Below are 23,114 nucleotides of genomic sequence, written 5' to 3' on the forward strand. Positions count from 1 at the left end.
GCCGCATTTTTTAACTATCGTTCGCGTTCATGAACGATAGATTCTATTCCTGCGCAAAGGCGCTGGTCGCCACCGTCCGCGCCGGCTCGATGAGCGCGGCTGCGGCGGAACTCAAAACCACCAAATCCGCGATCAGCCAGAAGATTGCGCTGTTCGAGGCGGAATTGGGCCTGACCCTTCTCGACCGATCCGGGCGTGCCGTGACGCCCACCGCCGCGGGTCGCCGGATCTTCGGCATCTGCGTCGGTCCCGTAGACGTCGCGTTGGAAGCGGAGGCCGAACTCGGCCTTGCACGGGGTGATGCAATTGCCGGGCGCGTGTCGATTTCGGGACCGAACAGCCTGCTTGGTGTGGTCTTCATTCCGATGATGCCGGGGTTGCGGGATCGTTATCCGGATATCGAACTGGAGTTGCGTGCGGACGACTCGCGCTCCGACTTCGCTACGGATGATATCGACCTGGCTTTCCGTACGGGCGCGGTCGCAAAGGGGCGGATCATTGCGGCGGCCCTGCCGCCGACACAGCGCGCGCCCTATGCCAACCCGGAGTTTTTGAACCACCTCCCGCCGATCACGCAGCCCGAGGATCTTACCGATACCCCATGTATCCTAAGACAGCAGGAAAGTGCCGCATGGTCGTTTGAGAGCGTCGCGGGGAAAAGGCAAACGGTCGCGCCGAAGGTCGGTCTGCGAGTCAACACGATGGAACTGGCTCACTCGGCAGCACAGGCCGGGCATGGCATCGCAATGTTGCCTTTGCCGCTCGCACAAACCGCGGTTGAGACCGGGGCTCTTGCTCGTCTGCTCCCTGACTGGTTTGCCGATCCGGTCAATCTAGCCTTGCTTTGCCGACCTGCGCGCCTTTCCGACCCTGCGGTTGCCACCGTCAGGCGGTACATTCTGGATGCCTGCAACACAGCCGCGTGAGAGGCTGATCGGGTAAGGTCCGGGCTCTGGCGCCCGGAAAGATTCGGCGCAGATGGCCGCTCTCGGGACGCCAAACCGTAGCGTGGTCACCCCAACAGTGGCCGACTTTTGCTCCGCCCCATGGCCGGTTTTTACGCCGCCGTTGACACCCCTTCTTCAAAGGCTTCCCTGCCACCGCCCCCCAATCCGCCGAAACCAAATCATAGCCCTTGTTGGAGGCAGCGCGCTGCTCCGAATGGATGGACGCCGGAGTAGTCCAAAACTCGGTCCTGACAGTCGCGCAATCACCTGAATCGAAAGACCCGGCATTGGCTGTAGGAATGTTGAATGACGGCTTTGGGTCGGCATGAGTTAATAGCACGCAGATTTGGCAGTAGACTAGAGCTGGGATGAGTGGTCGCGCTGAACCGCCCGGGTTTTCCCGGAGGCCGATTTCTCCCTTTGACGCGGCATTCTTGAACTCATTGCACTGTTCATGAACTTCTGCTCGGCCCGTGCCAACGGGATGCTTCCGATGGGTTGAAGAAGGGTTCGATTGTCGAACCTATCGACCTGTATCGGGGTTTCCCATTCGAAGGAATATGCAGTATTTCACAGCCCATTTCTGTCGTTCATCGAGAATGTCACCGCCGCCGCGCAGCTGCACCGAACCGGACATTCGCTGCGTCCGCGAGATCGTTTTTTGTCTGACGTCGAAGGTGCGGACCCAGCAGTCGTTGCCGTTATTTCATTGAACCTTCGCTCAAGGCGGTTTGGGACAAGCGCTAAATCCGGACGATCGGCGCTTTCGCGATCTGGTGTAGTTGAAAATTTAGATTCCGCGGATGAATATCAATTTCAAAGAAGGGTTATGCGGTCGGTTGTTCTGGGCGGTGCACACAGTGTCGTCCCTCTACATCATGGCGCCAAATTGGATTCCTGCTGTCCCTCAGTTCCCTCTCTCTAACCTTTCCTACTTGTTCACGGGAACAAAAGCCGGTTGTGTCCATTTACCGTCGCGGATGTCCGCGCTTGGCCCGTAGGTGCGCAACACCGCCCAGAACGGTCCATCAGGTGCCGGGAGCCAATTGCTTTCCTTGTCCGCACCGGGGCTTTCCTTGGAAAAATACAACGTGAGCGAGCCATCCTCGTTGGTCATCAATCCCTCGGTCGAGCTGCCGATCGAGTAACGGTCGAGCGGGTTGTCAACCAGAAGACGTTCCGGCAGCCGATACATCGTGTAGGACCAGAAGTATTCTACGGGTGGAAGGTTTCCGGCTTCGAAAGTCACCGTGTAGTCCGCCTTGCTGCCATCCGTGAGCTCGCCATTGGCGTCGGTGGGCAGCGTAAAGTAGACCGCTTGATCCGTCGTGTTGCCAAAGATGCCGACAAAGACCCCCATGGCCCGGCTGATGTAGTCCGTTCCCACAATCTCTCGCGTGTTGAAGAACAGTGCCGGGTCAAAACTCTGCTCGGACAGGGATTGAAGTTCGGCGCGCGCCGCATCGATACCCGCCTGCATCGCGTCCAGGGTCGTCTGATTTAGAGCTTCGGAGTCTAGCATCTTCCCGTCGCCGAGACCAATCTGCGCCATCTCGTCATAGACGGCAGCGTCGTCGGGATGTGGCGTGGTAAACGGCAACAGGAACTCGACATAGTCGAAGAACGCCAGTGTCGTTTCGTCTCCCTCGTTCCAAGTCGGCCACGCGACCGTAGGCGCGGCCTCAGGAACAGGCGTGCCCGCAAAGGAGCTGAGCGGTTGCAACAGGTAACTCTGCTGGATCTCTTGCACCCGATCCATGCCGCCCATAGCGGAGAGCATTTGGGTCCGGGTAAGCGACCCAAGAAAGCTGCTTTCCCCCTTGATGACCCGCTTCACGTCCTTCGGCACTTCCCCACGCCAACCCGGCGCAGCAAGGAGAAAACTGTGGCCCTTGTTGCCGTCATTGACCGAGCCGGGGTTGTCCAGGACATAGCCCCACAGGTCGTCCCACTGTGACGTATAATAGCGCTCTTCCTCGATCTCCGGCATCGTGAGAACCCACGGCTCCGCGCGCAGGTCGAGCCAGGCGTAGGAGTAGGGTGTGTCGTTGTTGGGCGTGACGATATCCGTGTCTGCCGGCGATGAGGTGCCCAGATGCAGCCATTCTCCAAAGCCGCCCTGTGCAATCGCCTGAGCGTGCATGGTGCGGTAGTTCATCACCAGTGGAAAGCTGAAGATGTAGGCGTCCTTGGCAATCCGGGTGATCTCGGCAGGCGGCATGGTGGCGAGCTTGTCGGCCGTCGCGGAGGAGCCCAAACCGAACGAGGCTGCGAGTATCAGGAAAGTGCGGAGCATGCCGGTCCCCTATGTCAGTGGATATCGATTGATGCTTTGGGTCGTCTGGGTCTTGCGTCAAGAAACTACTGATGCGCGCAGGGTCAATTCGCTTTCTCAATGTCCGGCAGAACCCAGCTTCGATCAAAATAGGCTTCTGTTGGAGAGTAAAAGCGCCAGTATGGGAACCACGCCTTGCCGGGCACTGTGGGTATCCAGTTTGTCGCGCCTGCCGCAGGCTGATCCGGGCCGATGTAGAGCGTTACCGATCCGTCGCCGTTGACATCGAGATCCATGCGCGATGATTTGTCGGCCACCACCTGATCGTTCACGATCGGTGCGCGGGTCGACACGTCATAGACCGTAAGTGACCAGAATTCTTCTGCGGGCACGTCGGGGGGCACATTCAGGACATAGTTGTTGGCGCCGTCCAGCCAGTCCCCATCGGCATCCCTGTAGGTTGCCAGATAGATCTGCCCCCAGCCAGGCCGATCGGATTGCATTGCTGCGTCGTTGGTCACAGCTTCGTAGAACCACGCTGCCCGCCCATCGAGCGCGTCGTAGTGTTCCCACCGTTGGTCAAGTGGAGAACTGGTCGCGAGTTCCCACATGGACCCATCGGCATAGTGCGATTGCTCCAGCCGAGGGTTGAAGAAATCGTTCGCCTTGGCCATCGCTTCACCGACGAGGGCGGCCTCTGTCATGATCTGCTTTTGTCGCTGGTCCGGTGCAAACGGTTCGCCGATCTCGATGCCGAGCGGTTTGAGCATCGCCATGAAAAAGCGATCCCGTTCCGCAACAGGCTCCCGCAGCAGGATGTCCGCCATGATCTCGAAATACTCGAACCCGCGCGGCTGCCAGCCCTGCCAGGGGCGGTTATCAACGTTGATTACTTTGGTGCTGTGCTCCTGCCCCATTTCCGAAAGCGGGTAGATCGATATTCCCTGGAGGTCGGTGACCTGTTGGGCCTCTTCATCCGCGAGCAGACGAATGCCGAAAAAGATGCTGTTGGTGTCGGACTGGAAAACCTGGGCGTTTTCGACGGTGGGCGCTTCCGTTCCGGGTGGGTAGAATACGTAGCGGCCGGGCTCGGTCATCTGGGTGATCCCAATCTGCCACATTGTGTGCATCGCGCCCCGCACCTCGGCCTCTGGCATGTCAATCACGACAGGCCCTGTCTCGGACATGTTGATGAAGCTCAGAGCATAGGGCGTTGTGGTATTGGCCGTCAGCAATCCGTATTTGTCGATCGTATCTCGGTAGAGGACGATGTCACCGGATTGTGCATCAAAAACATCCTCATGCTGTTGTTGCCATTTTGCAAACGACACAATCGGAATGGCCCAGATGTACGCCTGCGTGGCGCGCTGAAAATCCATCTCGTCGAAGAGCTTGGCCTGTGTCTCCAGCGTCGGATACCCGTTCTCGAAATCGTGTGTGAACTCGAGCGACCCGATACGGGTGTCGATGGTTTCTTGCCCATGCGATGCGCCGGCAAGGGAAACGATTACGACGGTTGCAAGAAGTGTTGCTCTCGGTCTCAATTTGCTCTCCCGCGAGGCCCGTACCCCGGCACTATTCAAAAAAATTGGTGCTTGGTTGATCTTGGCTAGAGCCGAATTGTACACTCCCGATGAAGATTACGTTTATCATTTTGCGTCAGGCCAACCATTATGTCTCAACCCTTGTCGTTGCCCATGACCGCGGCGTCGGCCGTCGGAGCCATACCGGGAATGCTTGTGGACCGGGTTGGCGAACGCGGCCTGCACAAGGCTTTCAAGAACGCCGGGCTTCCCCTGACCGTCATGGATACGCCGCGTGCAGCGATCCCCCTGAACGGGCTGGCAGTACTTTGGAAAGAGGCGGCGAGGGCGACGGGTGATCGCACGTTCGGGTTCGTTGGTGGCAAGGAAATGACCGTCCAGACCTACGGATTGTGGTTGGAATATTGTGCGAGTGCGCCAACCTTTCGGGAGGCTCTCGCAAGGATCCCCAAAGCCTTGGGCTTTCACCAGTCCGGCACCCAGTTCACATTCCGGGAGAGCCACGGTGTCGGCGTGCTGCGCTACTATCCCGCCTGGCCTGGGCGCTTTCCGCAGCACACCGATCACATCGTGGGGTCCCTCGTGCGGTTTGCAGCAATCTATTGTGGACCGCGGTGGCGTCCCGCATGGGTCGAGTTGGACTATGCACGAGACACCTCATGGCGCACGATCGAGCGGAAAATCGAGGCACCCCTGGTGTTCGGCGCTACGACGCTTGGGATTGCCGTCAGTTCCGACGACCTGAAGAAACCGCTTCTACTAAAACATCCCCGGGCCCTGACACTTGCAGACGTGGCCGCAGAGGCCGCGCTCGCGACTTCACCGCACCTTGCCTGCCCGATCGCGAACGCAATTGCCTTTAGATTGCTCGACGGGAAGGTCGACATCGACGGCGCGGCAGCACTTTGCGGGATCGGGGTCCAAGGCTTGCAACGACGGCTGCGAATGCGGGGGGTGAGCTATCGCGACTTGTTGAAGAAGATCCGAATGCGCAGGGCAGTTGCTCTGCTGACCGAAACGGACCAGCCCATTTCCGAAATAGCCCTGAGGCTAGGCTACGAGGAACACCCTAATTTCTCCCGTGCGTTTAGGAGATCCATTGGAAAAAGTCCGTCCGAGTTTCGACGATAGAATGCGCGTTCAATGGCGCCTACGGCAAAGAGGTTCCGCTCTTGTTGGTGGCGTTTCTACAAAAATTTCAAAGCAAAGAAGCGTTCCGACCTTCTAGTAGGTCTCACCACGGACCAAACGGCTGCTTTGGAGCGACCGACTTTTGACTTGAAACATATCCGGCAGCCTTGAAGTAGTTCCAACATTCTTGAGGAGAGAAGAGATCGTGGATTTGTAGTTCGTAGGGGCACAACTGCTCATGCCTTCCAGCTTTCCAACTGGGTTCACGCAGTGAATCCTTTACTCGATTTGTGCAACAAGGCCTCAGAAATCAAGAATTCGTTCTCGCGTATGTCTTAGCTAGCTCTGGTTGGGTTCCCACAGTTCGATCGGATTACCGTCCGGATCGTGAATGCGCGCAAATCTTCCAATCCCCTCCATCTCGACTTCTTCGCCGCTTTCGATTCCGGCAGCGCTCAATTCCTTGAGCGTCGCATCGAGGTCCGCAACGCGGAAGTTCAGCATGAAGGTCCGGTCTTTGGGAAAATAGTTGCTGTCCTTCGGGAACGGCGCAAAGACCGTCACGCCTTGCTCACTGATCCAGGGCTGCATGTTGGGCGAAGCCGGGGTTGGTGGGATGCCCAGATGGGTCTCGTACCATTCTGCCAGCGCAGCCGGATCTTCAGATCTGAAGAAAACGCCGCCTATGCCAAGAACTTGTGCCATCATGAATCTCCTTTGGTTTTTTTGGCGCTTTGGCTTCGATGACGATCGCTTTTCTGGCCAACGACACATATCGCCGGAGTGGCGCCGCCAATGATCTCGATCTCGGTCACGTTCTCGAAACCGACAGCATGGAGCGTGTCCTCGATGCTGGCGATCATACGTCTCGCGGTCCTTGAGCCATCCGTATCCAGCCGTGGTTGATAGGTGGTCAGGCAAAGCCCGCCCTGAACCAGAGCATCGAAGGCTGCACGAAAGAAGCCCGGTTTGTCACCCAGGAACTGGATGACATTCAATGAGAAGATGCGGTCGAAGGAGTCCGGCCACCGGGCGAGGATCTCGATCCCGCCCTCGATCAGTGCGACCCTGTCTGCGACCCCCTGTCTTTCCAACCGGTTGCGGGCTTGCCGGATCATCACACCGGAATGGTCAAGACCGACCACCCGGCCAGACGTCACGACAGAGGCGCATTTCGACAGGGCCAGACCGGGACCGCAGCCGATTTCAAGCACGTGGCTGTCGGGCTGAAGGTCCAATAATTCGACGGTTTTTTCGTTTCGCAAGCGGTTCGATGGCCGCGCCGCCATGATCCGGCCGGCCAACGCGCCCAACGGGCCAGATGGATGCCGAAACTGCGCGACGATCTTTGATTTCACGGGCATTACACGTTGCCTGCTCGGGATATCCACAGTGGCATCGCCAGCGACCCGCCAACCGAAAGGCCTAGAATGCCAAGGGCAAGCACATGACGATACGCCATCTCTGGAAGCCCCAGCAACTCGACCGCAAAGGTGTTCCAGGACCACAGGGCGGCGATGCCCCATACGAATACCGCCAGAAGGCCGATCACGAGGGTCCTGCCGTGCCGTTTCGATTGCTGCATCCTGTCAGTGTCCTTTCTCCATCATGGTTTCGAGTGCGTCGTTCAGGCGGGCCAACAGGCGGGCCGAGGCTGCGACATCATGCGCGACCAGGGCTTCGGCCAAAGCGGCCATCGGCGCGTCTTCGCGGGCCTGAATCTCGGCAAAAAGCTCTTGGCCCGCCGGCGTCGGAAGATAGAGCCCCGATCGCTTGTGATCCGGGTTGTCCTGCGCTTGGACAAGGCCCTTCTCCAGCAGGGCGTTCATGTTTTTTTGTACATGCTGGCGCGAGACACCCTTGGCCCGGGCGATATCGGGCACCGTTTGCGGCGCCTTGAGGATCAGGGCCTGAAGGACCGCCCGCATCGAGGGATTGATTTCAAGATCGGCATGCAAGGTTTCGGCAACGGATTTGAGCCGGTTGAATGCCGTTCTGACTTCTCTGATCAGCGCGGTGAGTTCTTTCTGCTGCTGCGTCATTCGAGGCTCCGGATTCAAATTGACAACCTAGATGTCATTATGAGATATGACAACCTAGATGTCAAGTTTATGGTGCTGCCAATGTTCACACAAACCCATCTCCTAGTCGGAGCCGCGATCTTCGCCAGACCGGGGCACCTGGCCGTTGCACTGGCTGGCTTGGTGGGTGCGCTGCTGCCGGATACCGATGTCTGGGCGATGTTCGTGGTGGAGCGGTTGCAGGGGGCCAGCGGATGCGAGGTGTTTCACTATCGGTATTGGGAACCGCCATGGACAACGCTTCAGATGCTGCTGAACTCGATCCCAGCCTATCTCGGCCTCGTCGCCCTGAGCCTCACCTGTCTGCTTTTGCCTGGCGACCGGTCGCGCGGCGTCGCGTTGATCGTGGTCGTTTTCGCAAGCTCTGCATTGTTGCACGTCGGTATTGATTTCCTGCTGCATCATGACGATGCGCGCGCGCAGTGGATGCCGTTCACGGATTGGATCTTCCGCTCGCCGGTCTCCTACTGGGATCCTCGTCACCACGGCCAGATTTTCATGCTTTTCGAGATCGGCCTGGGGCTCGCTGTCGCCACGCTGATCGGACTTCGGTTTGGGACGAAGCGCGTGTGGGCGGCGGTTACGCTTTTGACCCTTGGCTACGCGGGGTCGATTGCCGCGGGCCAGATGTCTGGCGGCGATCACATTCGGGGGCCGGGTTCCTGCGAAATCCTTGAGCGGAATTCCCTATCAAGGCCCCCGGCCATTCCGGACCCCTTGAACATTGCCCTGCGGAGTGATGCCCATGCCTGAAGCCCAGTCCACAAGATGGCGCGGAAAAACCTGGGCGGCATGGGGCACCCTTGCAATCACCTGCGTTGCCTACGGGGTCTTTGCGCTCGCAGCCGGTTTCGGTCTTGCCGAAAGCGAAAAGACGCGCGCGCTTCCGTTGCCGTTTCAGATCCACGCCTTGGCGGGTGGTATCGCCCTGATCACCGGGATCGCGCAGTTCAATCCCGCGATCCGAAACCGATTTGTCCGGGCGCATCGCTGGAGTGGCCGGACCTACGTCTTGGCCGCCTGCCTGGCGAGCATTGCGGCGGTGCTCAATGCGGCGTTCTTCGACGTGAGCTTGGCCGCGAGAATGTCGTTTGTTTTGCTGGGTTGCTGTTGGCTCCTGTCCACTCTTCTCGCCTACTGGATGATCAGGAAACCCAACGTATCTTTGCACAGGGAGTGGATGCTGAGAAGTTTTTCCCTGGCCCTTTTCTTCGTGACGTTCAGCTTCTGGGTGCCGGTGCTGGCAGGAAACGGGCAAGGAAAAGACACCGCATATTTCCTGGCGGTAACGATGAGTTGGGGCCTCAACCTATTGGTCGCTGAGGTATGGATTTGGCAAACGCGCACTGGTGGCAGTGCGCCAGACACCTGACCGAACGCGAGATCGACTCTGCCGACGATAGACCCGCATAGACCCGCTGAACAGCGAAAGGCCAGCAAATGCGGTTTGCGGACGTCCCCTAAAAGCCTTGAGTTGTCCGCAAATTGTGATGGTCACCCATACGAGGCGAAGCTGCTGCTTCGAAATCGGCAACCAAATGGCATAAACGGCCGATTCTGTGGGAAAATACCTGTTCGCGAGCGCGGAACCCCGGCCCGCAGGCAAAGGTTCCTTTTGACGCATTCATTCGAAGGTCAGGCTCCTTCAAGACCCGTCGGCACCTGCCCGGAGTTCAGACTGAGAATTCAGCCCTGGTAAGGAATGGTGCCGAGACCGCATGCTTTCTCAGTTCTTCAAGAGATGAATACAGCGGCGTTGACGGATCAATTCTCGCTTGGGCACGGCTTCTGAAGAATTTCGCATACTCTTCCACGTAGGGACGGTCCTTTCGCGGCATGTCCGCGAGATGGTTGATCAGGAAATTGTCATAGTGGTGAACCGCATCTGCAAACCTGTCCTGCCGATGCCGCGCCATTGCGCGAAACAGTTCCGCCTTGGCCATGAAATATGGTTGCGCTTGGAACCCATCCAAGAGGTCAAGAACAGCCGGGTAATCCCCAGCCTGCATTGACTTCACAGCCTTGTGGAAGACCCCCGCGGCTCTGATATTCCGGATTAGTTTCAAATGGCCACCCCCACCAATTTCGCCCTTGGTCTTTCCGAATGACTCTATTCGCCAAGCTCCCGGATTTCCCGCTGAATCGACCATTCAATCAGCTCGACCCAAAGCTTGCACGCCAGTTCCGGGTCCAGACCCTTTTCGGACGCGGTTGAGCCAACTTTGTCCAGCACCTCAGCCACACGATCTGTGGTACGCGCCGGCAGACCTTCGATTTTCTTGAGGTCCGCAGCCCGGTCGATATAGAGGCTTCGCGTGGCGAGCAGGTTTATGAGCTCAACGTCGATTGCGTCGATTTGCTCGCGAAGATCGGTCATGGTCTGGCAGGCCTTGGGCGCGATGAGGGTCGTCATGCTTTGAATTCCTTTGGTTTTTTGAATTTAGCCGAGAAGTTTACAGAGGAGTTTGACGGCACGTTCAGACCGTTCTTGGCAAAAGGTTTTCGATGGACTCGGCAGGCGCCCGATGACGCGCCTGACCTGTTGATCGCCAATCAAGAGATCGAGATAGAGCGCCACAGCCTCACCGGTGTGTTCAAAGTTCAGTGCGCCTTCCTCTCGGGCACGCAGAAACACCCGTTCCAAAAGCGGGAATACCGCCTCGCGGCCCGCCTTTGACAGCGCGGCGCCCAATTCTCCGCTGCTGTCTGCCGCCGCTGCCCGGTTCAGTGCAACGGCCCTGTCTCCGGTGAGTAGGGTCAACAACTTCGGGCCAAGCGTGCGCAGGATGGACAGCGCGTCGTGATCGGTCTCCAATTCCGATGCGAGATGGTCTTTCACCTCTTCCGCATTGCGCGCGACAAGGGCCTGAAACAGGCCCTGCTTGTCGCCATACCACCTGTAAAGCGTTTCGTTCGACGCTCGCGCCTGTTTCGCAATGTCACGAATCGATGTGCCGCCATAGCCCTTGGCTTCCAATACCTCATAGGCCGCGTTTTCGATCTGGCGTTGGCGCAGTGATCTTCTTTCCTCGCGCATTTCTGTCTCCTGCGTGTTGACAGAATCCGTAACGACAATTACGGATATTTGCAACCGTAACTGCAATTACGCTTTTGGAGGAAAAATGACTCACCACGACCGACAGGCCCTTGCAGCACTGGCCACGCTGATCCTGCTGCAACTCATCATGCTTTCTGCGCTTTATGCCGGCATCCGGCCCCATCCGCCGATTGCAACTCCGCTGTTTGGCATCGCCCCGTTTCTTGGCGCATCGGTATCAATCGCGCTGTCGGCAATGATCGTGCAGCCGCTCACGAACACTGTCGGGCGTGGCCTGAGTATGATGGCTGCGCTGATGGCGCTGGTATCGTTCGGGCCGCAGAAATATTTGGACGCGCAGTTCGCATTGATCTGGCCCGCCGTAGTGCTCGGGCAGTTCGCAGCCTTCGCGATCTTTGTCCGCGCCCTGCAAGCGTCCCGTCATGCTGGTGAAACACGCCAACGCCCGGCCGCACCTGCGGGACAGGTTTGATGGCCCGACTACTCGTGCCGATGTCGATGCTCTCCCTTTTGAGCATCGGCGCTATTTTCGGCTCCTTCTATGCTTGGGTCTGCTCGACCATGTGGGGCCTGGATGCCACCGACCCCCGTGCCTCGATCACCGCGATGCAGGCGATGAATGCCTCTGTCCGCAATCCGGTGTTCTTCCCGTCCTTCTTCCTGACACCGGTCATTTTGATGCTGACCGAATTTATCGCGATCCGTCAGGAAAGGACGAGGTCAGCCGCTCTCTTCGCGACAGGGGCTGTCGTGTATTTCATCGGGGCATTTCTGGTCACGGTTTTGATCAACGTGCCGATGAATGAGGCCCTTGCAACAGTGGCGGTACCGACGGACAGGGCGGACGCCGCCTGGATCTGGAAGGATTATTCCGCGCTGTGGCAGGTCTGGAATACGGCCCGAACCCTTGTCAGCGGACTGGCCCTGATCCTGATCGGACTCGCAATTCATTCCCTGAAGCCGGAGACGACCTGATGGAGATTTCGATTGTGACATTCGCCCTGTTGGCCTTGGTCGTCGTGATGACACCCGGACCGACGGTTTTGTTGGCCCTGTCCAACGGGTCTCGCTACGGCCTTGTGCCCGCGGGCTATGGGATCGCGGGCGCCGCACTCTCCGACGGCGTTCTGATCGCCGCCGCGGCGCTGGGGTTGGGCGCGATACTAGCCACTTCCGCGGTTCTGTTCACTGTCGTGAAAATGATTGGCGTCGGCTATCTTATGTGGCTCGGCGTTCAAATGTTGCGGTCCTCGGGGGAGTTGGGATCTTTTCCGGCGCACTCGAATAGACAAATCTCGGGCGCATCCGGGCGCAGGCTGACACTGTTCCGCAAGAGCTTTCTTGTCGCCGTTACGAACCCGAAAGGCTACCTGTTTTTCACTGCGTTCCTGCCGCAGTTCCTTGACCCGTCCGAAGCACTTCTGGCGCAATACGCCCTGCTCGCTCTCGTCTTCATTGCAGTCGATGTGGCCACGATGTTGGCCTATGCCGGACTCGGGACGAAGGCGATGCAGTTTCTGAGCGACCGGAGCGTTCGCTGGATCGACCGAACCTGTGGCGGATTGCTCATCACCCTGGGCTGTGCCCTTGTATTTGTGCGGCGCAGCAATGAATAATCTCTTCACGTTTTCTCGCACGACCGGCAGTCATGCGCTGTTTGGCAACGGTGGAACCCGGCCCAGTGCTGAAATTCGTTGTTCGTCCGTATGCTGCGCTGCAGCTTCACCGAAGGGGACATTCACAGGCTGTCACGATGAGGGGAGTATACTCACCGTCCGCATAGAGGTTGGCCTAATTGTAAACATCCAAAAGCAGTCCTCATTCGCGCACGTATTCCGAAATGATTATGCTGGGAGGACCGCGTTCGATTGGTGACCCAATTGGAAGACTCGCGTAGAACCAGTATTGTGATCAGTTGTTCTCATCCAGCGGTGTGCGTCGCTATTGGCAAGCCGGCAAGGCACTTACAAGAGCTTTGATCCAAGCTCGGTCTAAACCCCGCCAATGTTGTGATAGCTTAGTCTGGGAAATGCGCATTCGGTTGTCGCATCCTTCGAAAGTGTCTGTAATGCCCGATTCATATACGGCCCCGTTGGGACGCTTGACACGCGATACATCCCGCATCATCACCAAGCTGCGTCAGCGCGGGAAGCTGCCGCAGAATGCCGGTGTCCGAAGCATCGAAAAATCCGACTGGCCTGAGATAATTGGACTGCATCGACTACTATTCGACATCAGTAATGAAGAATTCGCCCTTCGCATGAAGACCGGCGGCGAAGGCATCCGCTACTGCAACAGGCTTTCGGTTGTCCTCGAATATGACGGCAATTGCTTGGGCACATGTTTGTTTTTGCCGATGGAATCGGACAAAACGGCTTGGCTCTTCGGTGCAATTGTTGCACCTAGTTGGCGACGGACCTGGGCCACGGTAGTCTTGAAACATGCCGCTTTCAATCGCGCAGCCAAACAGGGGGTCGAGGCGATCGCGTTTCAAGCCTTCAACGATCATCCAGATACGCTAAACCATGCTGCGCGTGTCCTTGCGGAGCGGCTACCTTAGTCTACGGGTGAGGCTGACACTTATTTGGTCCGCAATTGCCGTTAGGATTACAGGGAATGCAGGGCCCGCCTTGATCGGGGGCGCAGGGGTTGGGGTTCGACGGATTGCAACCACCCATCCTTTCGGCAACTCGCTCAGCGATTTGCGATCTAACGTCCTTTAATCGTTGGGAAGTTAACAGCGTACTGAAGCCGTCTTCGCGCACATCACCGACACCCCATGCCCGCGACATAATGCAGGGAGAGACCTTACCGTTGGGATCAACGCAAAGTGTGCCGCCCGCGCACTCACCGCAAAGCTCACCCATATCGCAAGGTTTCTCCTCTCGCGCTCTTCCAAAAGCACGGGCGTCGTCGATACCGACATTGTCGATACCTAACTGCTTGAGCCATTGTACGGCTTCGTCGATTTCGTCCAGATTGGTCTCCATACGAATGACCGAAACACGGAAAGGAATACCTGCGTCAAGCGCGCGGGACATATTTCTAGTCGTTCTCTCAAAGCTGCCCGGTCGGGTCGTCACTGCATCGTGCACTTCGCTTGAGGCACCGTAGATTGAGGTTGCAAGATGGATGCCATGCCGTTGGTAGTCCGCAATTTGTGCATCGGTCATCGACACCAGATTGCTAAATACCTCGATGAACGTAAAACCAGTACGGCTTGAAAATTCAATAAGTTCTGGCAGCATTTTGTTCAAAGTTGGCTCGCCGCCAATGAATTGGACAGCACTGCAACCATGTTGGGCAGCAGAACGAATGATGTCTTGGTATTCGGACAAAGATAGAGGCGCAGCATCAACTGCCGTTGGCGACGACCCAGCATAGCAATGCGTACATTCGAGATTGCAACGATTGGTCAACTCAAGCCAAAGAAAGTTCAAGTTTTGCGATTGATCAAAAGGCATAATAATTCCAACGTTAAGAAATCTACATTCACACGATTGCAACGACGAGCGATTCTTGCAAGCTCCCGGTATCATTTCGCCCCAAACTTCAACGGCCCATTCCGGCCGTTCGGTGAGCGCGGATTTCGCTCCAGTGCAGCTATCACGAAGCTGACGTTCGTCAGTCTGCAGGCTACAGATTGACGCGCAGCGATCCGTAGGAAAAGTGCTTTATTAGGTCCGCAATCTCGGCCGTAGCCTTGCATAGAGCTGCACCTGAGCTTGGTGCTCCAGCTCGACAACCAGCGCGAAGTTTTGTCGGGTCTCCTGGTCCATAGCCCAGCCACCTACGCAACGCACTACCAGATGATACTCTTCGCCATATTGGGTTGTGTCGGCGGTAAACGAGATCGAGGCACTCTGGATTGTATTTTTGTCGCGAGCGTTCTTCTTGGGGACCAGGTCGCAATCGTATTTTCCCGCCATCTCCGGTGGAACGGTCCCCTCCCCAACTCGCGAGCGAAAGTGTTCGAAGACGTGATCGACCGGGCACCCCCGAATGAGGCGGAAATTCATGCGTGTACCGGTATACTCAGCGCGGGTTCTTTTCACCGGTGGATCATATGCTAGAGAAACTCGAATAGTTCGTTTCCCACCCGTCTGGAACTCAGCCGGTATCGGTACCCGATAGACTGCGAAATGGTCCATCTCCAGATAATCTTCGGCAAAGTAGACAACCCTGTGATCGTCTGAGAAGGCTGCGCGTAAGGTATCGACAAGGCCATTTCCGTGGACTCTGGATCGGTCGCGCGGATCAAAGCCCGCCAGCCGCTGAGTGGAAGCTTCCGGAACAGTCGCCGAGTTCGCCAATAGTGCCTTGATCAGATTGGCTGAAGCATCAGGGAAGCGCCTGACTAACTGCGCAGCTCTGTTCGCTAACATCGGCGCGGCGAAGGAGGTGCCGCTTTTGCTGGTAAGCAACTGTCGTAAGAAATCGTGATTTGTTGTAATAAGACCTGCCGTTGGCAGATGCGGGGCTGTCTGCAAACGCCGCGCCACGGCGTCGAAAACCATTGTCCCGCCATAGTCGACGAAATCCGGTTTGGTCAGACCTCCGGCACCTGGTCCGGTGCGTGTGAAAGGCGCAGGTTCGTCTTGCTCGGCAATGGGCTGAATATGCGCATCAAACTCATGCTGAGGACCAATGCCGTTGGAATGTGCAACTGCACCAACCGTCACGATATTCGCGCCCCCAGCGGGTTCACATACTCGGTTCGCGACTTCAAGCAGATAGTCCGGATACTGGGTTACGCCCTGTTCAACCGACGTGCCTCCACGAGGAGACCGATTTCCCGCTGATACAAAGATCAGGATGTTCAGCTCACGCGCCAGCTCATCGAGTGTCATGGCCCAAGGGCCGACACGCCCCTGCTCAAAGTTCGCCTTCGTATCCCCCAGAGAAATAACAAAAATCCGGCAGCCATAGTTTGCATGCAGGTTCTGGATCGTTTGCCTCATCTGGGTCGGGAGCGTTCGGCGATCAAAAAACTTGCTGTCGTCGGTAACCACCTTCGCAGAAATTATCCTCGCCACACGTTGCAGAGATGCTCCGGCGAGCTGCGCCCTTACATCACCAAGCGCTGCAACACCGGCAACAGCCGTACCGTGCCCGGCAACATCTGACTCCCCGAGCTCATTCGGAAATGCCTCCCGCGCGACAATCGCATCCGCCAGAAACGGATGATCGTTGACACCTGTATCCAGCACCGCGACGAGTGGAAGATCGGGGTCGAGCGGCGCGACGGGCGGCACATCATCCAGTGCAAACTGCACGATCTGATTGGCCACGATATCCGGTTCGGGCGGGAGGTCAATGAACGCTACTTCAGGCACTGAAAAGACCGGCCTGATTGCCTGCCCGGGAGCCTTGACGCGGATCATCGTGATCGAGGGCCCGGAATAGAGGTCATAAACCTCACCGCCCTGCTCCTCGACAAATGCGATGATTTCTTCTGCTTTCCTGCGTCGCGCCGCTTGTGGTCCAAATTCCCAAAGTTCGATATCGAGCACGTACTCTTGCCCGTCTTGAAAATCAGAGACCTCGGTAAAACCGGATTCTTTGATCCTGATACCAAGCCGGTCGCGCGGCTCCAATGTGCTTACACTGCCTATGCGGTTGATGAAGCCGGAGTAGCTCGGATTTTTTTGACCGGCAGGCGTTGGCCCTTCATAGGCATCGAGCCGACTGCGAAAGTCTGTCAATTCATCAGTCGAGGAAAACAGAACGATATTGTTGTCATCATCTGTATTTAACAGGGTCAGCCCAAGCTGTTCCCAGTCGTCTTCCATGGCAAGTCCGTGCATATGGACCTTCAGGATCAGGGATGGATCGACAAATTGGGGGGGACGAATAGCGCGTTGTCGCGCGACGGCATCATCGGTTTCGCGCCGTATCTGCCCGCCATGACCTTTTCCCGGCTTCGGTATCGGAGGAGGCCTGCCGCCTTTTCTGCGGGCAAAAGGTTCCTTCGCTCTGACCAGTTGCAGATGATCGTATTGTGCCAACTATGGCCTCACTGGTTGTTCGATAATTTTCTTAGTCGCATCCTGCGGCGTTCAGCGTAACGGATGGCATCGCGAAAGTCTTTCTTGGAAATGCTTTTTCGGCGATCAAGAAGAGAAATTTTCTTGGCCTGGTTGCAGATTTTTTCGAGCTCAGCATAGGAATAATCCGCAAGGCTCTGAACAAAATCCTCTGCTTCGAATTCTGTTTCAGTATTTTTCAGTGCATTGGCAAGGTATCTGCGTACCATTGCTTCATCGGGATGATCGAACCAGACGACCTCATCGAAGCGCCGCCAGATAGCGGGATCAAGATGAGCGTCCAAGTTGGTCGCTGCAATCAGAAAGCCGCCCGGCTGGATCTGGTCTATGAAGATCAGAAGGCTGTTGACCACGCGGCGAAGCTCGCTGTGATCATTGCCTTCTTCCCGCGACCGGGCGATCGCGTCAAATTCATCAAAGAACAAGACACACGGCTGACGGCGCGCAAACTCGAAGGTTTTGCGAATATTGGTGGCTGTCTCGCCAAGAAAGGATGAAATCAGACTATCAAGTTTGACGTAGAAAAAAGGCAATCCGAGCTGTCCTGCAAAAACCTCTGCACACAGTGTTTTTCCCGTTCCCGGCGGCCCACAGAACAACAGCTTGGACCGCACCGGCAGCCCGTGCCGCTTGATCGTTTCAGACTTTCGGAATTCGTCCAGAAGCCCGGTGAACAACTCGATGTTTTCGTGTGCCAGGATGATGTCGTCGGGCGTATGAACTGGTTCAATCCGCTGGATGAAATCTCCAGCCTCGTCCGGGAACTGCAACAAAGGGGAAAGGCCCTTGGCCTGCGGGCGCGTCGTTAGACCATCCAATGTTTTGCGCAGCGACTTTGCCAAAACGCGGTTATTCTTGTTTTCTTCTTCGGCGATGATCTGTTCAACCACAGCACGGAAGTCGTCGTCGCGCCCGTAGCTCGACAACAGCTTCTTAATCAGTTCCCCGCGTGCCATGCAACCACCTGTTTTTCGTGAAACCGTAGCGAAGTATTACGACGAGCGCTACCGATTTCGACGCTTGATGTGAAGGGCGCTGGGTGGAAATGGCACGATGCCGGGATGGGTTAGATGTGTGACAAAACAGTTCGAGACCTTAAGGCGAACGTCCGGTTTTCTCGGTCCGATTCACTATTTTGGCTGCCGCAGCGAATGACGGCTCCCCGCCCGTTTTTCAGTGCCCATCCATCTTCGGGCTGGATCTATGGCTTCGAAGTCTTTGTCCGGGTTGCCCCGAACCCGTGGTTCCTTCGGCACCGGGAACGGATAGTTTAGGTGCGTGGGCGACCTCAGATCGAGCACCGCTGCGCGGGGTCGGTTACTCGGACGGGATGAATGTATGTCGCTTATGTATGCTGCCATTGATCCTCTGTAGGAAAACTCTTCCAGGGCGGTGTCTTCAATGCAGCAAGGGGCGCATCGCCAGCGCCTCGGCGCGGTCGAGCATCCGGGCGACGGTGCGCAGGCTCAGGCGGCGGTGGGCCAATGCACCGGTTTCGAAGATGGCGGCGAGGGCGTCGGTGGCAGGCTCGGGAAGTCCACGACGCGCGGCTTCGGTCATGGCGAAGTCCCTCAACTGCCCCGTGGTCAAATCCGGCAGATCCAGCACCACGCAGCGGCTCTGAAACGGTTCCGGCAGGCCCTGCCTGCTGTTCGCCGTCATCACCCAGTTGACCCAGGACATGTCCATCTTGACCTGGAAGAACGGGCATTCCCAGGTCGCCGCCGTCATCCGCTCCAGCAGCGGCAGCAGGGCGTCAGTGAGCGTATGGCGGGAGCCTTTGTTGGAGTGGACCTCATCAGCCTTCTCGATCTCGTCGATGATGACCAGCGGCCCGGCATGCCGGCTGTTCAGGACCGTGTTGACCAGCTTGCCCGCATGGGCGCTGCCCCAGCCGCGCTGGGATCCGGTGAGCGCGAAGGACGCAGGCTCGCCCGTTGCGTCAATCTTGGTCGCGGGGACCTCCAGGTGATGGGCCAGTCGCCGGGCCCAAAAGCTCTTGCCGATGCCGGGCGGGCCGATCAGAACGAGCGGGCTGAAACGGACACCGCGCAGGCCCTCGCGCGCCGAGGCCCGCAGCCCGTGCCAGACGGCTTCGGTGGCGGGCGCCATCCAGGGCATCTCGGCGTGCAGGGCAGCGGCGATCTCGTCCGCCTCGTGTTCGGAGGTGACGCGGGTGACCGGCAGTCCGCCACGAATGGGCGTCAGCTTGGCGCGATTCTCCTCGCTCAGATGAGACAGGCCGGACAGGGCGTCCAGCCGCTGCACGTACCGGTGCGCGCGGCGCCGGATTTTCCGCCGTTCGGCCTCATTCAGATAGTCGAAGACCTGATCCATCTTGTCGCGGTCGCCTTCATCGCCGTCGGTCTGCGCCGCCTGGCGTTGCCTGCGGAGGCCGCGCAGGAATGTCTTCAGGCGCCGCTCGACCTCGTGCAGCGTCGGCAGGTCGTCTTCGAACCGCAGCGCATGAAATGGAATCGTGGTGGTGGCACGGGGCATCGCAGAATCCTTTCGAGGCGCGACGGGGCTAGCCGCGCTGGTGTCCACACCGCCGGGGCGGGCAGGCTGATGGGTATGAAGGGTTCCGGAACCTGTGGAACGATTAGGGAACAACTAACATGCTGCGTGTCAACGCATCCTGGTTGGGTTGCGCCATCGAACCCGGCCGGAATGAACGAACTGCTACATGGCACACAAGTTGTTGAAAGAACTGCGCTAAAAGGAAGGTAGATTCGAAGGCAGTTCAAAAAACCGTTTTTTGTCGCAAAAACGGACTTTGGACGTCGAACGTCACGATGGCAATAAACTGGCGATCCCGCGAGGACTCGAACCCCGAACCTGCTGATTAGAAGTCAGCTGCTCTATCCAGTTGAGCTACGGGACCGCTGCGACCTTTCTTGCGGCTTTTGCCCGCCGGGTTCAAGAGCCAAGCGCATGAACGCGCTATTCGGATCTTCGGTGTAGCCGTGGATCGGCCCGCACCTGGAATAACCCAACACCTCGTAGAGCTTGCGCGCCGCGTCATAGCCGGGCAGATGCTCCGCCCCGGTCTCCAGCACCAGCGCGGTCGCGCCGGCGGCGCGGGCCTGCGCGGCCAGGTGCTCCATCATCACCCGCGCCAGTCCGCGCCCCCGCGCGGCGGCCAGCACATGCACCGATTTCACCTCGGCCGTGCCGTCCGGCAGCGGCTTGAGCGCGCCGCAGCCCAAGGGCTCGCCATTCTCGTAAAGCGCCCAGAACCGCACGCCCGGTTCGCGCAGCGCGTCGGCGTCCATGGTGTGATTGCTTTCGGGCGGCCCCGCCTGCCGGCCATGCGCCAGATGGGCGGCAATGACCGGGCGCAGGTCATCCGCCCCCGGGTCCGCCTCGCGGAGTTCGATCATTCAATGGGTCCAGGGGTTGCGCCGGTCCGGAGCGAAATTCTCGCCATAGCCGCGCGGACGCAGGTTGGGCTTGCGCTTGTGCGGCTCGCTCACCAGTGCGTCGATCCCGTGCGCCTTGGCGTAGTCCAGCGCCTCTTCCTTGGTGTCGAATTTCAGCCGCACCTGGCTCTGCGTGTCCGAGGACGACGTCCACCCCATCAGCGGATCCACCTCGCGCGCCGATGCCGGAGCGAATTCCAGAACCCACCGGCGGGTCTTGGCCATCCCCGAGGTCATCGCATTTCTTGCGGGCTGATAGATCCGTGCGCGCATGTCGGCTCTCCGTCGTCACTTGGCTCCGATGTTTATGCGTCAGAGCGCGGGCGGCGACAAGGCCGCAAATGCCGCATCCCCGGCCGCGCCGATTGCCCCTTGAACAGGAACAAAAACGGACCAAAATCGGGCGATGAAAGGAATCCCCATGCCCTATGCCCATTCCGACAAGACGCAGATGACCGCCGACGACGTGCGGACCCGCCTCAAGCTCGAAGGCGGGAAACGGTTCGTCATGCATACGGAATTCGCCCCGGCCGGCGACCAGCCCACGGCGATCTCGGAACTGGCGCAAGCCATCGCAGAGGGCGAGCGGAACCAGGTTCTGCTGGGCGCCACCGGTACCGGCAAGACCTTCACCATGGCCAAGGTGATCGAGGAAACCCAGCGTCCCGCCATCATCCTCGCCCCCAACAAGACGCTGGCCGCGCAGCTTTACGGCGAGTTCAAGGGCTTCTTCCCGGAAAACGCGGTGGAATACTTCGTCTCCTACTACGACTACTACCAACCCGAGGCCTACGTGCCGCGCAGCGACACCTATATCGAGAAGGAATCCCAGATCAACGAACAGATCGACCGGATGCGCCACTCGGCCACCCGGGCGCTGCTGGAACGCGACGACGTGATCATCGTGGCCTCGGTATCGTGCATCTACGGCATCGGCTCGGTGGAAACCTACGGGGCGATGACCCAGGATCTGAAGGTGGGCAGCGAATACGACCAGCGGCAGGTGATGGCCGACCTGGTGGCCCAGCAGTACCGCCGCAACGATCAGGCGTTCCAGCGCGGCTCGTTCCGGGTGCGCGGCGATTCCCTGGAAATCTGGCCCGCCCACCTCGAGGACCGCGCCTGGAAACTGTCCTTCTTCGGCGAGGAGCTTGAGGCGATCACCGAATTCGACCCGCTGACCGGCGAAAAGACCGACACGATGGAGCAGATCCGGGTCTATGCCAACTCGCACTACGTCACGCCGAAACCGACGATGCAGCAGGCGATCATCGGCATCAAGAAAGAGCTGCGCATCCGCCTCGACCAGCTGGTGGGCGAAGGCAAGCTGCTGGAAGCGCAGCGGCTGGAGCAGCGCACCAATTTCGACCTCGAGATGCTCGAGGCGACCGGTGTCTGCAACGGGATCGAGAACTATTCGCGCTACCTGACCGGCCGCGCACCGGGCGAGCCGCCCCCGACCCTGTTCGAATTCATCCCCGACCACGCCATCGTCTTCGCTGACGAATCCCATGTCAGCGTGCCGCAGATCGGCGGCATGTACCGCGGCGACTACCGGCGCAAGTTCACGCTGGCCGAGCACGGCTTCCGCCTGCCGTCCTGCATGGACAACCGCCCCCTGAAGTTCGAGGAATGGGACGCCATGCGCCCGCAATCGGTCTTCGTCAGCGCCACCCCCGCCAAGTGGGAGATCGAACAGACCGGCGGCGTCTTCACCGAACAGGTGATCCGCCCCACCGGCCTCCTGGACCCGCAGGTGGAAATCCGCCCCGTCTCGATGCAGGTGGACGACCTCTTGGACGAGGTGCGCAAGGTCGCCGCCAGGGGCTTCCGCACGCTGGTCACCACGCTGACCAAGCGCATGGCCGAGGACCTGACCGAATACATGCACGAGCAGGGCATAAAGGTCCGCTACATGCATTCCGACATCGACACGCTGGAACGCATCGAGATCCTGCGCGACCTTCGCTTGGGCGCCTTCGACGTGCTGGTCGGCATCAACCTGCTGCGTGAAGGCCTCGACATCCCCGAATGCGGGCTGGTCGCCATCCTGGACGCCGACAAGGAGGGGTTCCTGCGCTCGGAAACCTCGCTGATCCAGACCATCGGACGGGCGGCGCGGAACGCCGAGGGCCGCGTCATCATGTATGCCGACAAGATCACCGGTTCGATGGAACGCGCCCTGGCCGAGACCGACCGCCGCCGCGCCAAGCAGATCGCCTATAACGAGGAACACGGCATCACCCCCGAGACGGTCAAGAAGAACGTCGAGGACGTGCTGGCCGGTCTCTACCAGGGCGACACCGACATGGCCCGCGTCACCGCCAAGATCGACAAGCCGCTGCACGGCGCCAATCTCGAGGCGCACCTGGACGGCCTGCGCACCCAGATGCGCAAGGCCGCCGAGAACCTGGAATTCGAGGAAGCCGCCCGCATCCGAGACGAGATCAAGCGCCTGGAAGCAGTCGACCTGGCCGTCTCCGACGACCCGATGGCCCGTCAATGGGCGGTCGAGAAGGCGTCGGAAGAGGCGGTCAAGTCGCGCGGCCGGTCAACGGCGGGCAGGCCGGGGCAGCGGGGTGGGAATGTGAAGCGGCGGGGGCGGTGAC

General features: G+C 58.6%; 24 protein-coding genes and 1 tRNA gene. 9 read left to right on the forward strand and 16 right to left on the reverse strand.

The features are described from left to right. Positions 1-29: 29 nt before the first annotated feature. Positions 30-926: a LysR family transcriptional regulator gene (locus FGK63_RS03255; protein ID WP_138840152.1), complete on the forward strand. Its 897-nt coding sequence runs from the start codon at positions 30-32 to the stop codon at positions 924-926. Positions 927-1,878: 952 nt separating this feature from the next. Here FGK63_RS03255 and FGK63_RS03260 read toward each other — a convergent pair. Together FGK63_RS03260 and FGK63_RS03265 are read right to left on the reverse strand one after the other, a co-directional pair. After that, a complete protein-coding gene (locus FGK63_RS03260) occupies positions 1,879-3,243 on the reverse strand; it encodes a DUF1254 domain-containing protein (RefSeq protein WP_138840153.1) in 1,365 nt (454 codons plus the stop codon). A gap of 83 nt (positions 3,244-3,326) precedes the next feature. Then, a complete protein-coding gene (locus FGK63_RS03265; protein ID WP_138840154.1) occupies positions 3,327-4,766 on the reverse strand; it encodes a DUF1254 domain-containing protein in 1,440 nt (479 codons plus the stop codon). 189 nt (positions 4,767-4,955) lie between these two features. Here FGK63_RS03265 and FGK63_RS03270 point away from each other — a divergent pair, with 189 nt between their 5' ends. Then, a complete protein-coding gene (locus FGK63_RS03270) occupies positions 4,956-5,897 on the forward strand; it encodes an AraC family transcriptional regulator (RefSeq protein WP_171052555.1) in 942 nt (313 codons plus the stop codon). A gap of 339 nt (positions 5,898-6,236) precedes the next feature. Here the strand turns inward: FGK63_RS03270 and FGK63_RS03275 are convergent, their stop codons facing one another. From FGK63_RS03275 to FGK63_RS03285, 4 genes are read right to left on the reverse strand one after another with little or no spacing between them, the layout of a single operon-like run. Continuing rightward, entirely contained in the window at positions 6,237-6,602 is a 366-nt protein-coding gene (locus FGK63_RS03275) for a VOC family protein (RefSeq protein ID WP_138840156.1), read from the reverse strand. Continuing rightward, the gene (locus FGK63_RS03280; RefSeq protein WP_171052556.1) at positions 6,602-7,288 is read right to left on the reverse strand and encodes an SAM-dependent methyltransferase; all 687 of its coding nucleotides are present in this window, start codon (positions 7,286-7,288) and stop codon (positions 6,602-6,604) included. Before FGK63_RS03280 ends, FGK63_RS03275 begins: the two co-directional genes overlap by 1 nt. Continuing rightward, entirely contained in the window at positions 7,261-7,482 is a 222-nt protein-coding gene (locus FGK63_RS20660; protein ID WP_171052557.1) for a hypothetical protein, read from the reverse strand. The genes FGK63_RS03280 and FGK63_RS20660 overlap by 28 nt, the downstream gene beginning before the upstream one ends. Before the next feature lie 4 nt (positions 7,483-7,486). Further along, positions 7,487-7,825, reverse strand: coding sequence for a MarR family winged helix-turn-helix transcriptional regulator (locus tag FGK63_RS03285; protein ID WP_246043950.1), 339 nt, complete (start codon positions 7,823-7,825; stop codon positions 7,487-7,489). Between FGK63_RS03285 and FGK63_RS03290 the strand changes: the two genes are divergently transcribed. Both FGK63_RS03290 and FGK63_RS03295 read left to right on the forward strand, forming a co-directional pair. Further along, positions 7,739-8,731 carry a metal-dependent hydrolase gene (locus tag FGK63_RS03290; protein WP_246043954.1) on the forward strand — a complete coding sequence of 331 codons (993 nt, stop codon included), beginning with the start codon at positions 7,739-7,741 and terminating at the stop codon, positions 8,729-8,731. The genes FGK63_RS03285 and FGK63_RS03290 overlap by 87 nt on opposite strands. After that, positions 8,724-9,350 (forward strand): DUF2306 domain-containing protein, encoded by a 627-nt coding sequence (locus FGK63_RS03295; protein WP_171052558.1) that lies wholly within the window; start codon positions 8,724-8,726, stop codon positions 9,348-9,350. The genes FGK63_RS03290 and FGK63_RS03295 overlap by 8 nt, the downstream gene beginning before the upstream one ends. A 301-nt stretch (positions 9,351-9,651) precedes the next feature. Here the strand turns inward: FGK63_RS03295 and FGK63_RS03300 are convergent, their stop codons facing one another. From FGK63_RS03300 to FGK63_RS03310, 3 genes are all read right to left on the reverse strand, one after another. After that, on the reverse strand, positions 9,652-9,987 hold the full coding sequence (locus tag FGK63_RS03300; protein ID WP_138840161.1) for a hypothetical protein: 336 nt from the start codon (positions 9,985-9,987) through the stop codon (positions 9,652-9,654). 101 nt (positions 9,988-10,088) lie between these two features. Next, a complete protein-coding gene (locus FGK63_RS03305) occupies positions 10,089-10,391 on the reverse strand; it encodes a chorismate mutase (RefSeq protein WP_138840162.1) in 303 nt (100 codons plus the stop codon). A 27-nt stretch (positions 10,392-10,418) separates the two neighbouring features. Then, positions 10,419-11,015, reverse strand: a complete 597-nt coding sequence (locus FGK63_RS03310) for a TetR/AcrR family transcriptional regulator (protein ID WP_138840163.1) — start codon at positions 11,013-11,015, stop codon at positions 10,419-10,421. Positions 11,016-11,100: 85 nt separating this feature from the next. On the opposite strand from FGK63_RS03310, the gene FGK63_RS03315 reads away from it, so the two are divergent. From FGK63_RS03315 to FGK63_RS03330, 4 genes are all read left to right on the forward strand, one after another. Beyond that, the gene (locus FGK63_RS03315; protein WP_138840164.1) at positions 11,101-11,508 is read left to right on the forward strand and encodes a hypothetical protein; all 408 of its coding nucleotides are present in this window, start codon (positions 11,101-11,103) and stop codon (positions 11,506-11,508) included. After that, complete coding sequence (locus FGK63_RS03320; RefSeq protein WP_138840165.1) at positions 11,508-12,011, forward strand: anthrone oxygenase family protein; 504 nt, start codon at positions 11,508-11,510, stop codon at positions 12,009-12,011. Before FGK63_RS03315 ends, FGK63_RS03320 begins: the two co-directional genes overlap by 1 nt. Further along, positions 12,011-12,652 (forward strand): LysE family translocator, encoded by a 642-nt coding sequence (locus tag FGK63_RS03325; protein WP_218961100.1) that lies wholly within the window; start codon positions 12,011-12,013, stop codon positions 12,650-12,652. Before FGK63_RS03320 ends, FGK63_RS03325 begins: the two co-directional genes overlap by 1 nt. 485 nt (positions 12,653-13,137) lie before the next feature. Then, positions 13,138-13,596: a GNAT family N-acetyltransferase gene (locus tag FGK63_RS03330; protein WP_218961101.1), complete on the forward strand. Its 459-nt coding sequence runs from the start codon at positions 13,138-13,140 to the stop codon at positions 13,594-13,596. Position 13,597: 1 nt separating this feature from the next. Here the strand turns inward: FGK63_RS03330 and FGK63_RS03335 are convergent, their stop codons facing one another. The 7 genes from FGK63_RS03335 to FGK63_RS03365 all read right to left on the reverse strand — a co-directional run bounded on the left by FGK63_RS03335 (position 13,598) and on the right by FGK63_RS03365 (position 20,778). Beyond that, complete coding sequence (locus FGK63_RS03335) at positions 13,598-14,476, reverse strand: radical SAM/SPASM domain-containing protein (RefSeq protein WP_218961102.1); 879 nt, start codon at positions 14,474-14,476, stop codon at positions 13,598-13,600. 237 nt (positions 14,477-14,713) lie between these two features. Further along, positions 14,714-17,044 (reverse strand): S8 family peptidase, encoded by a 2,331-nt coding sequence (locus FGK63_RS03340; protein ID WP_246043928.1) that lies wholly within the window; start codon positions 17,042-17,044, stop codon positions 14,714-14,716. Between the two features lie 8 nt (positions 17,045-17,052). Then, positions 17,053-18,039, reverse strand: a complete 987-nt coding sequence (locus tag FGK63_RS03345; protein ID WP_138840168.1) for an AAA family ATPase — start codon at positions 18,037-18,039, stop codon at positions 17,053-17,055. Positions 18,040-18,481: 442 nt separating this feature from the next. Further along, a complete protein-coding gene (locus FGK63_RS03350) occupies positions 18,482-19,582 on the reverse strand; it encodes an AAA family ATPase (RefSeq protein WP_138840169.1) in 1,101 nt (366 codons plus the stop codon). 308 nt (positions 19,583-19,890) lie between these two features. After that, positions 19,891-19,967 (reverse strand) — tRNA-Arg (locus FGK63_RS03355). After that, the gene (locus FGK63_RS03360) at positions 19,945-20,466 is read right to left on the reverse strand and encodes a GNAT family N-acetyltransferase (protein ID WP_138840170.1); all 522 of its coding nucleotides are present in this window, start codon (positions 20,464-20,466) and stop codon (positions 19,945-19,947) included. Before FGK63_RS03360 ends, FGK63_RS03355 begins: the two co-directional genes overlap by 23 nt. Then, entirely contained in the window at positions 20,467-20,778 is a 312-nt protein-coding gene (locus FGK63_RS03365; protein ID WP_138840171.1) for an ETC complex I subunit, read from the reverse strand. 148 nt (positions 20,779-20,926) lie between these two features. Between FGK63_RS03365 and uvrB the strand changes: the two genes are divergently transcribed. Then, positions 20,927-23,113 (forward strand): excinuclease ABC subunit UvrB, encoded by a 2,187-nt coding sequence (gene uvrB, locus FGK63_RS03370; protein ID WP_138840450.1) that lies wholly within the window; start codon positions 20,927-20,929, stop codon positions 23,111-23,113. Position 23,114: the final 1 nt, after the last annotated feature.

The organism is Ruegeria sediminis, assembly GCF_005938215.1.
Classification (GTDB): domain Bacteria; phylum Pseudomonadota; class Alphaproteobacteria; order Rhodobacterales; family Rhodobacteraceae; genus Ruegeria; species Ruegeria sediminis.

Bases quoted from the DNA above. Each gene is read 5' to 3' on its own strand.
- FGK63_RS03315 (WP_138840164.1), top strand. From the start codon at position 11,101: ATGACTCACCACGACCGACAGGCCCTTGCAGCACTGGCCACGCTGATC.
- FGK63_RS03275 (WP_138840156.1), bottom strand. From the start codon at position 6,602: ATGGCACAAGTTCTTGGCATAGGCGGCGTTTTCTTCAGATCTGAAGAT.
- FGK63_RS03365 (WP_138840171.1), bottom strand. From the start codon at position 20,778: ATGCGCGCACGGATCTATCAGCCCGCAAGAAATGCGATGACCTCGGGG.
- FGK63_RS03290 (WP_246043954.1), top strand. From the start codon at position 7,739: ATGCTGGCGCGAGACACCCTTGGCCCGGGCGATATCGGGCACCGTTTG.
- FGK63_RS03255 (WP_138840152.1), top strand. From the start codon at position 30: ATGAACGATAGATTCTATTCCTGCGCAAAGGCGCTGGTCGCCACCGTC.
- FGK63_RS03300 (WP_138840161.1), bottom strand. From the start codon at position 9,987: ATGCAGGCTGGGGATTACCCGGCTGTTCTTGACCTCTTGGATGGGTTC.
- FGK63_RS03260 (WP_138840153.1), bottom strand. From the start codon at position 3,243: ATGCTCCGCACTTTCCTGATACTCGCAGCCTCGTTCGGTTTGGGCTCC.
- FGK63_RS03320 (WP_138840165.1), top strand. From the start codon at position 11,508: ATGGCCCGACTACTCGTGCCGATGTCGATGCTCTCCCTTTTGAGCATC.
- FGK63_RS03310 (WP_138840163.1), bottom strand. From the start codon at position 11,015: ATGCGCGAGGAAAGAAGATCACTGCGCCAACGCCAGATCGAAAACGCG.
- FGK63_RS03360 (WP_138840170.1), bottom strand. From the start codon at position 20,466: ATGATCGAACTCCGCGAGGCGGACCCGGGGGCGGATGACCTGCGCCCG.
- FGK63_RS03285 (WP_246043950.1), bottom strand. From the start codon at position 7,825: ATGCGGGCGGTCCTTCAGGCCCTGATCCTCAAGGCGCCGCAAACGGTG.
- FGK63_RS03295 (WP_171052558.1), top strand. From the start codon at position 8,724: ATGCCTGAAGCCCAGTCCACAAGATGGCGCGGAAAAACCTGGGCGGCA.
- FGK63_RS03305 (WP_138840162.1), bottom strand. From the start codon at position 10,391: ATGACGACCCTCATCGCGCCCAAGGCCTGCCAGACCATGACCGATCTT.
- FGK63_RS03325 (WP_218961100.1), top strand. From the start codon at position 12,011: ATGGAGATTTCGATTGTGACATTCGCCCTGTTGGCCTTGGTCGTCGTG.
- uvrB (WP_138840450.1), top strand. From the start codon at position 20,927: ATGCCCTATGCCCATTCCGACAAGACGCAGATGACCGCCGACGACGTG.
- FGK63_RS03270 (WP_171052555.1), top strand. From the start codon at position 4,956: ATGCTTGTGGACCGGGTTGGCGAACGCGGCCTGCACAAGGCTTTCAAG.
- FGK63_RS20660 (WP_171052557.1), bottom strand. From the start codon at position 7,482: ATGCAGCAATCGAAACGGCACGGCAGGACCCTCGTGATCGGCCTTCTG.
- FGK63_RS03350 (WP_138840169.1), bottom strand. From the start codon at position 19,582: ATGCCCCGTGCCACCACCACGATTCCATTTCATGCGCTGCGGTTCGAA.
- FGK63_RS03345 (WP_138840168.1), bottom strand. From the start codon at position 18,039: ATGGCACGCGGGGAACTGATTAAGAAGCTGTTGTCGAGCTACGGGCGC.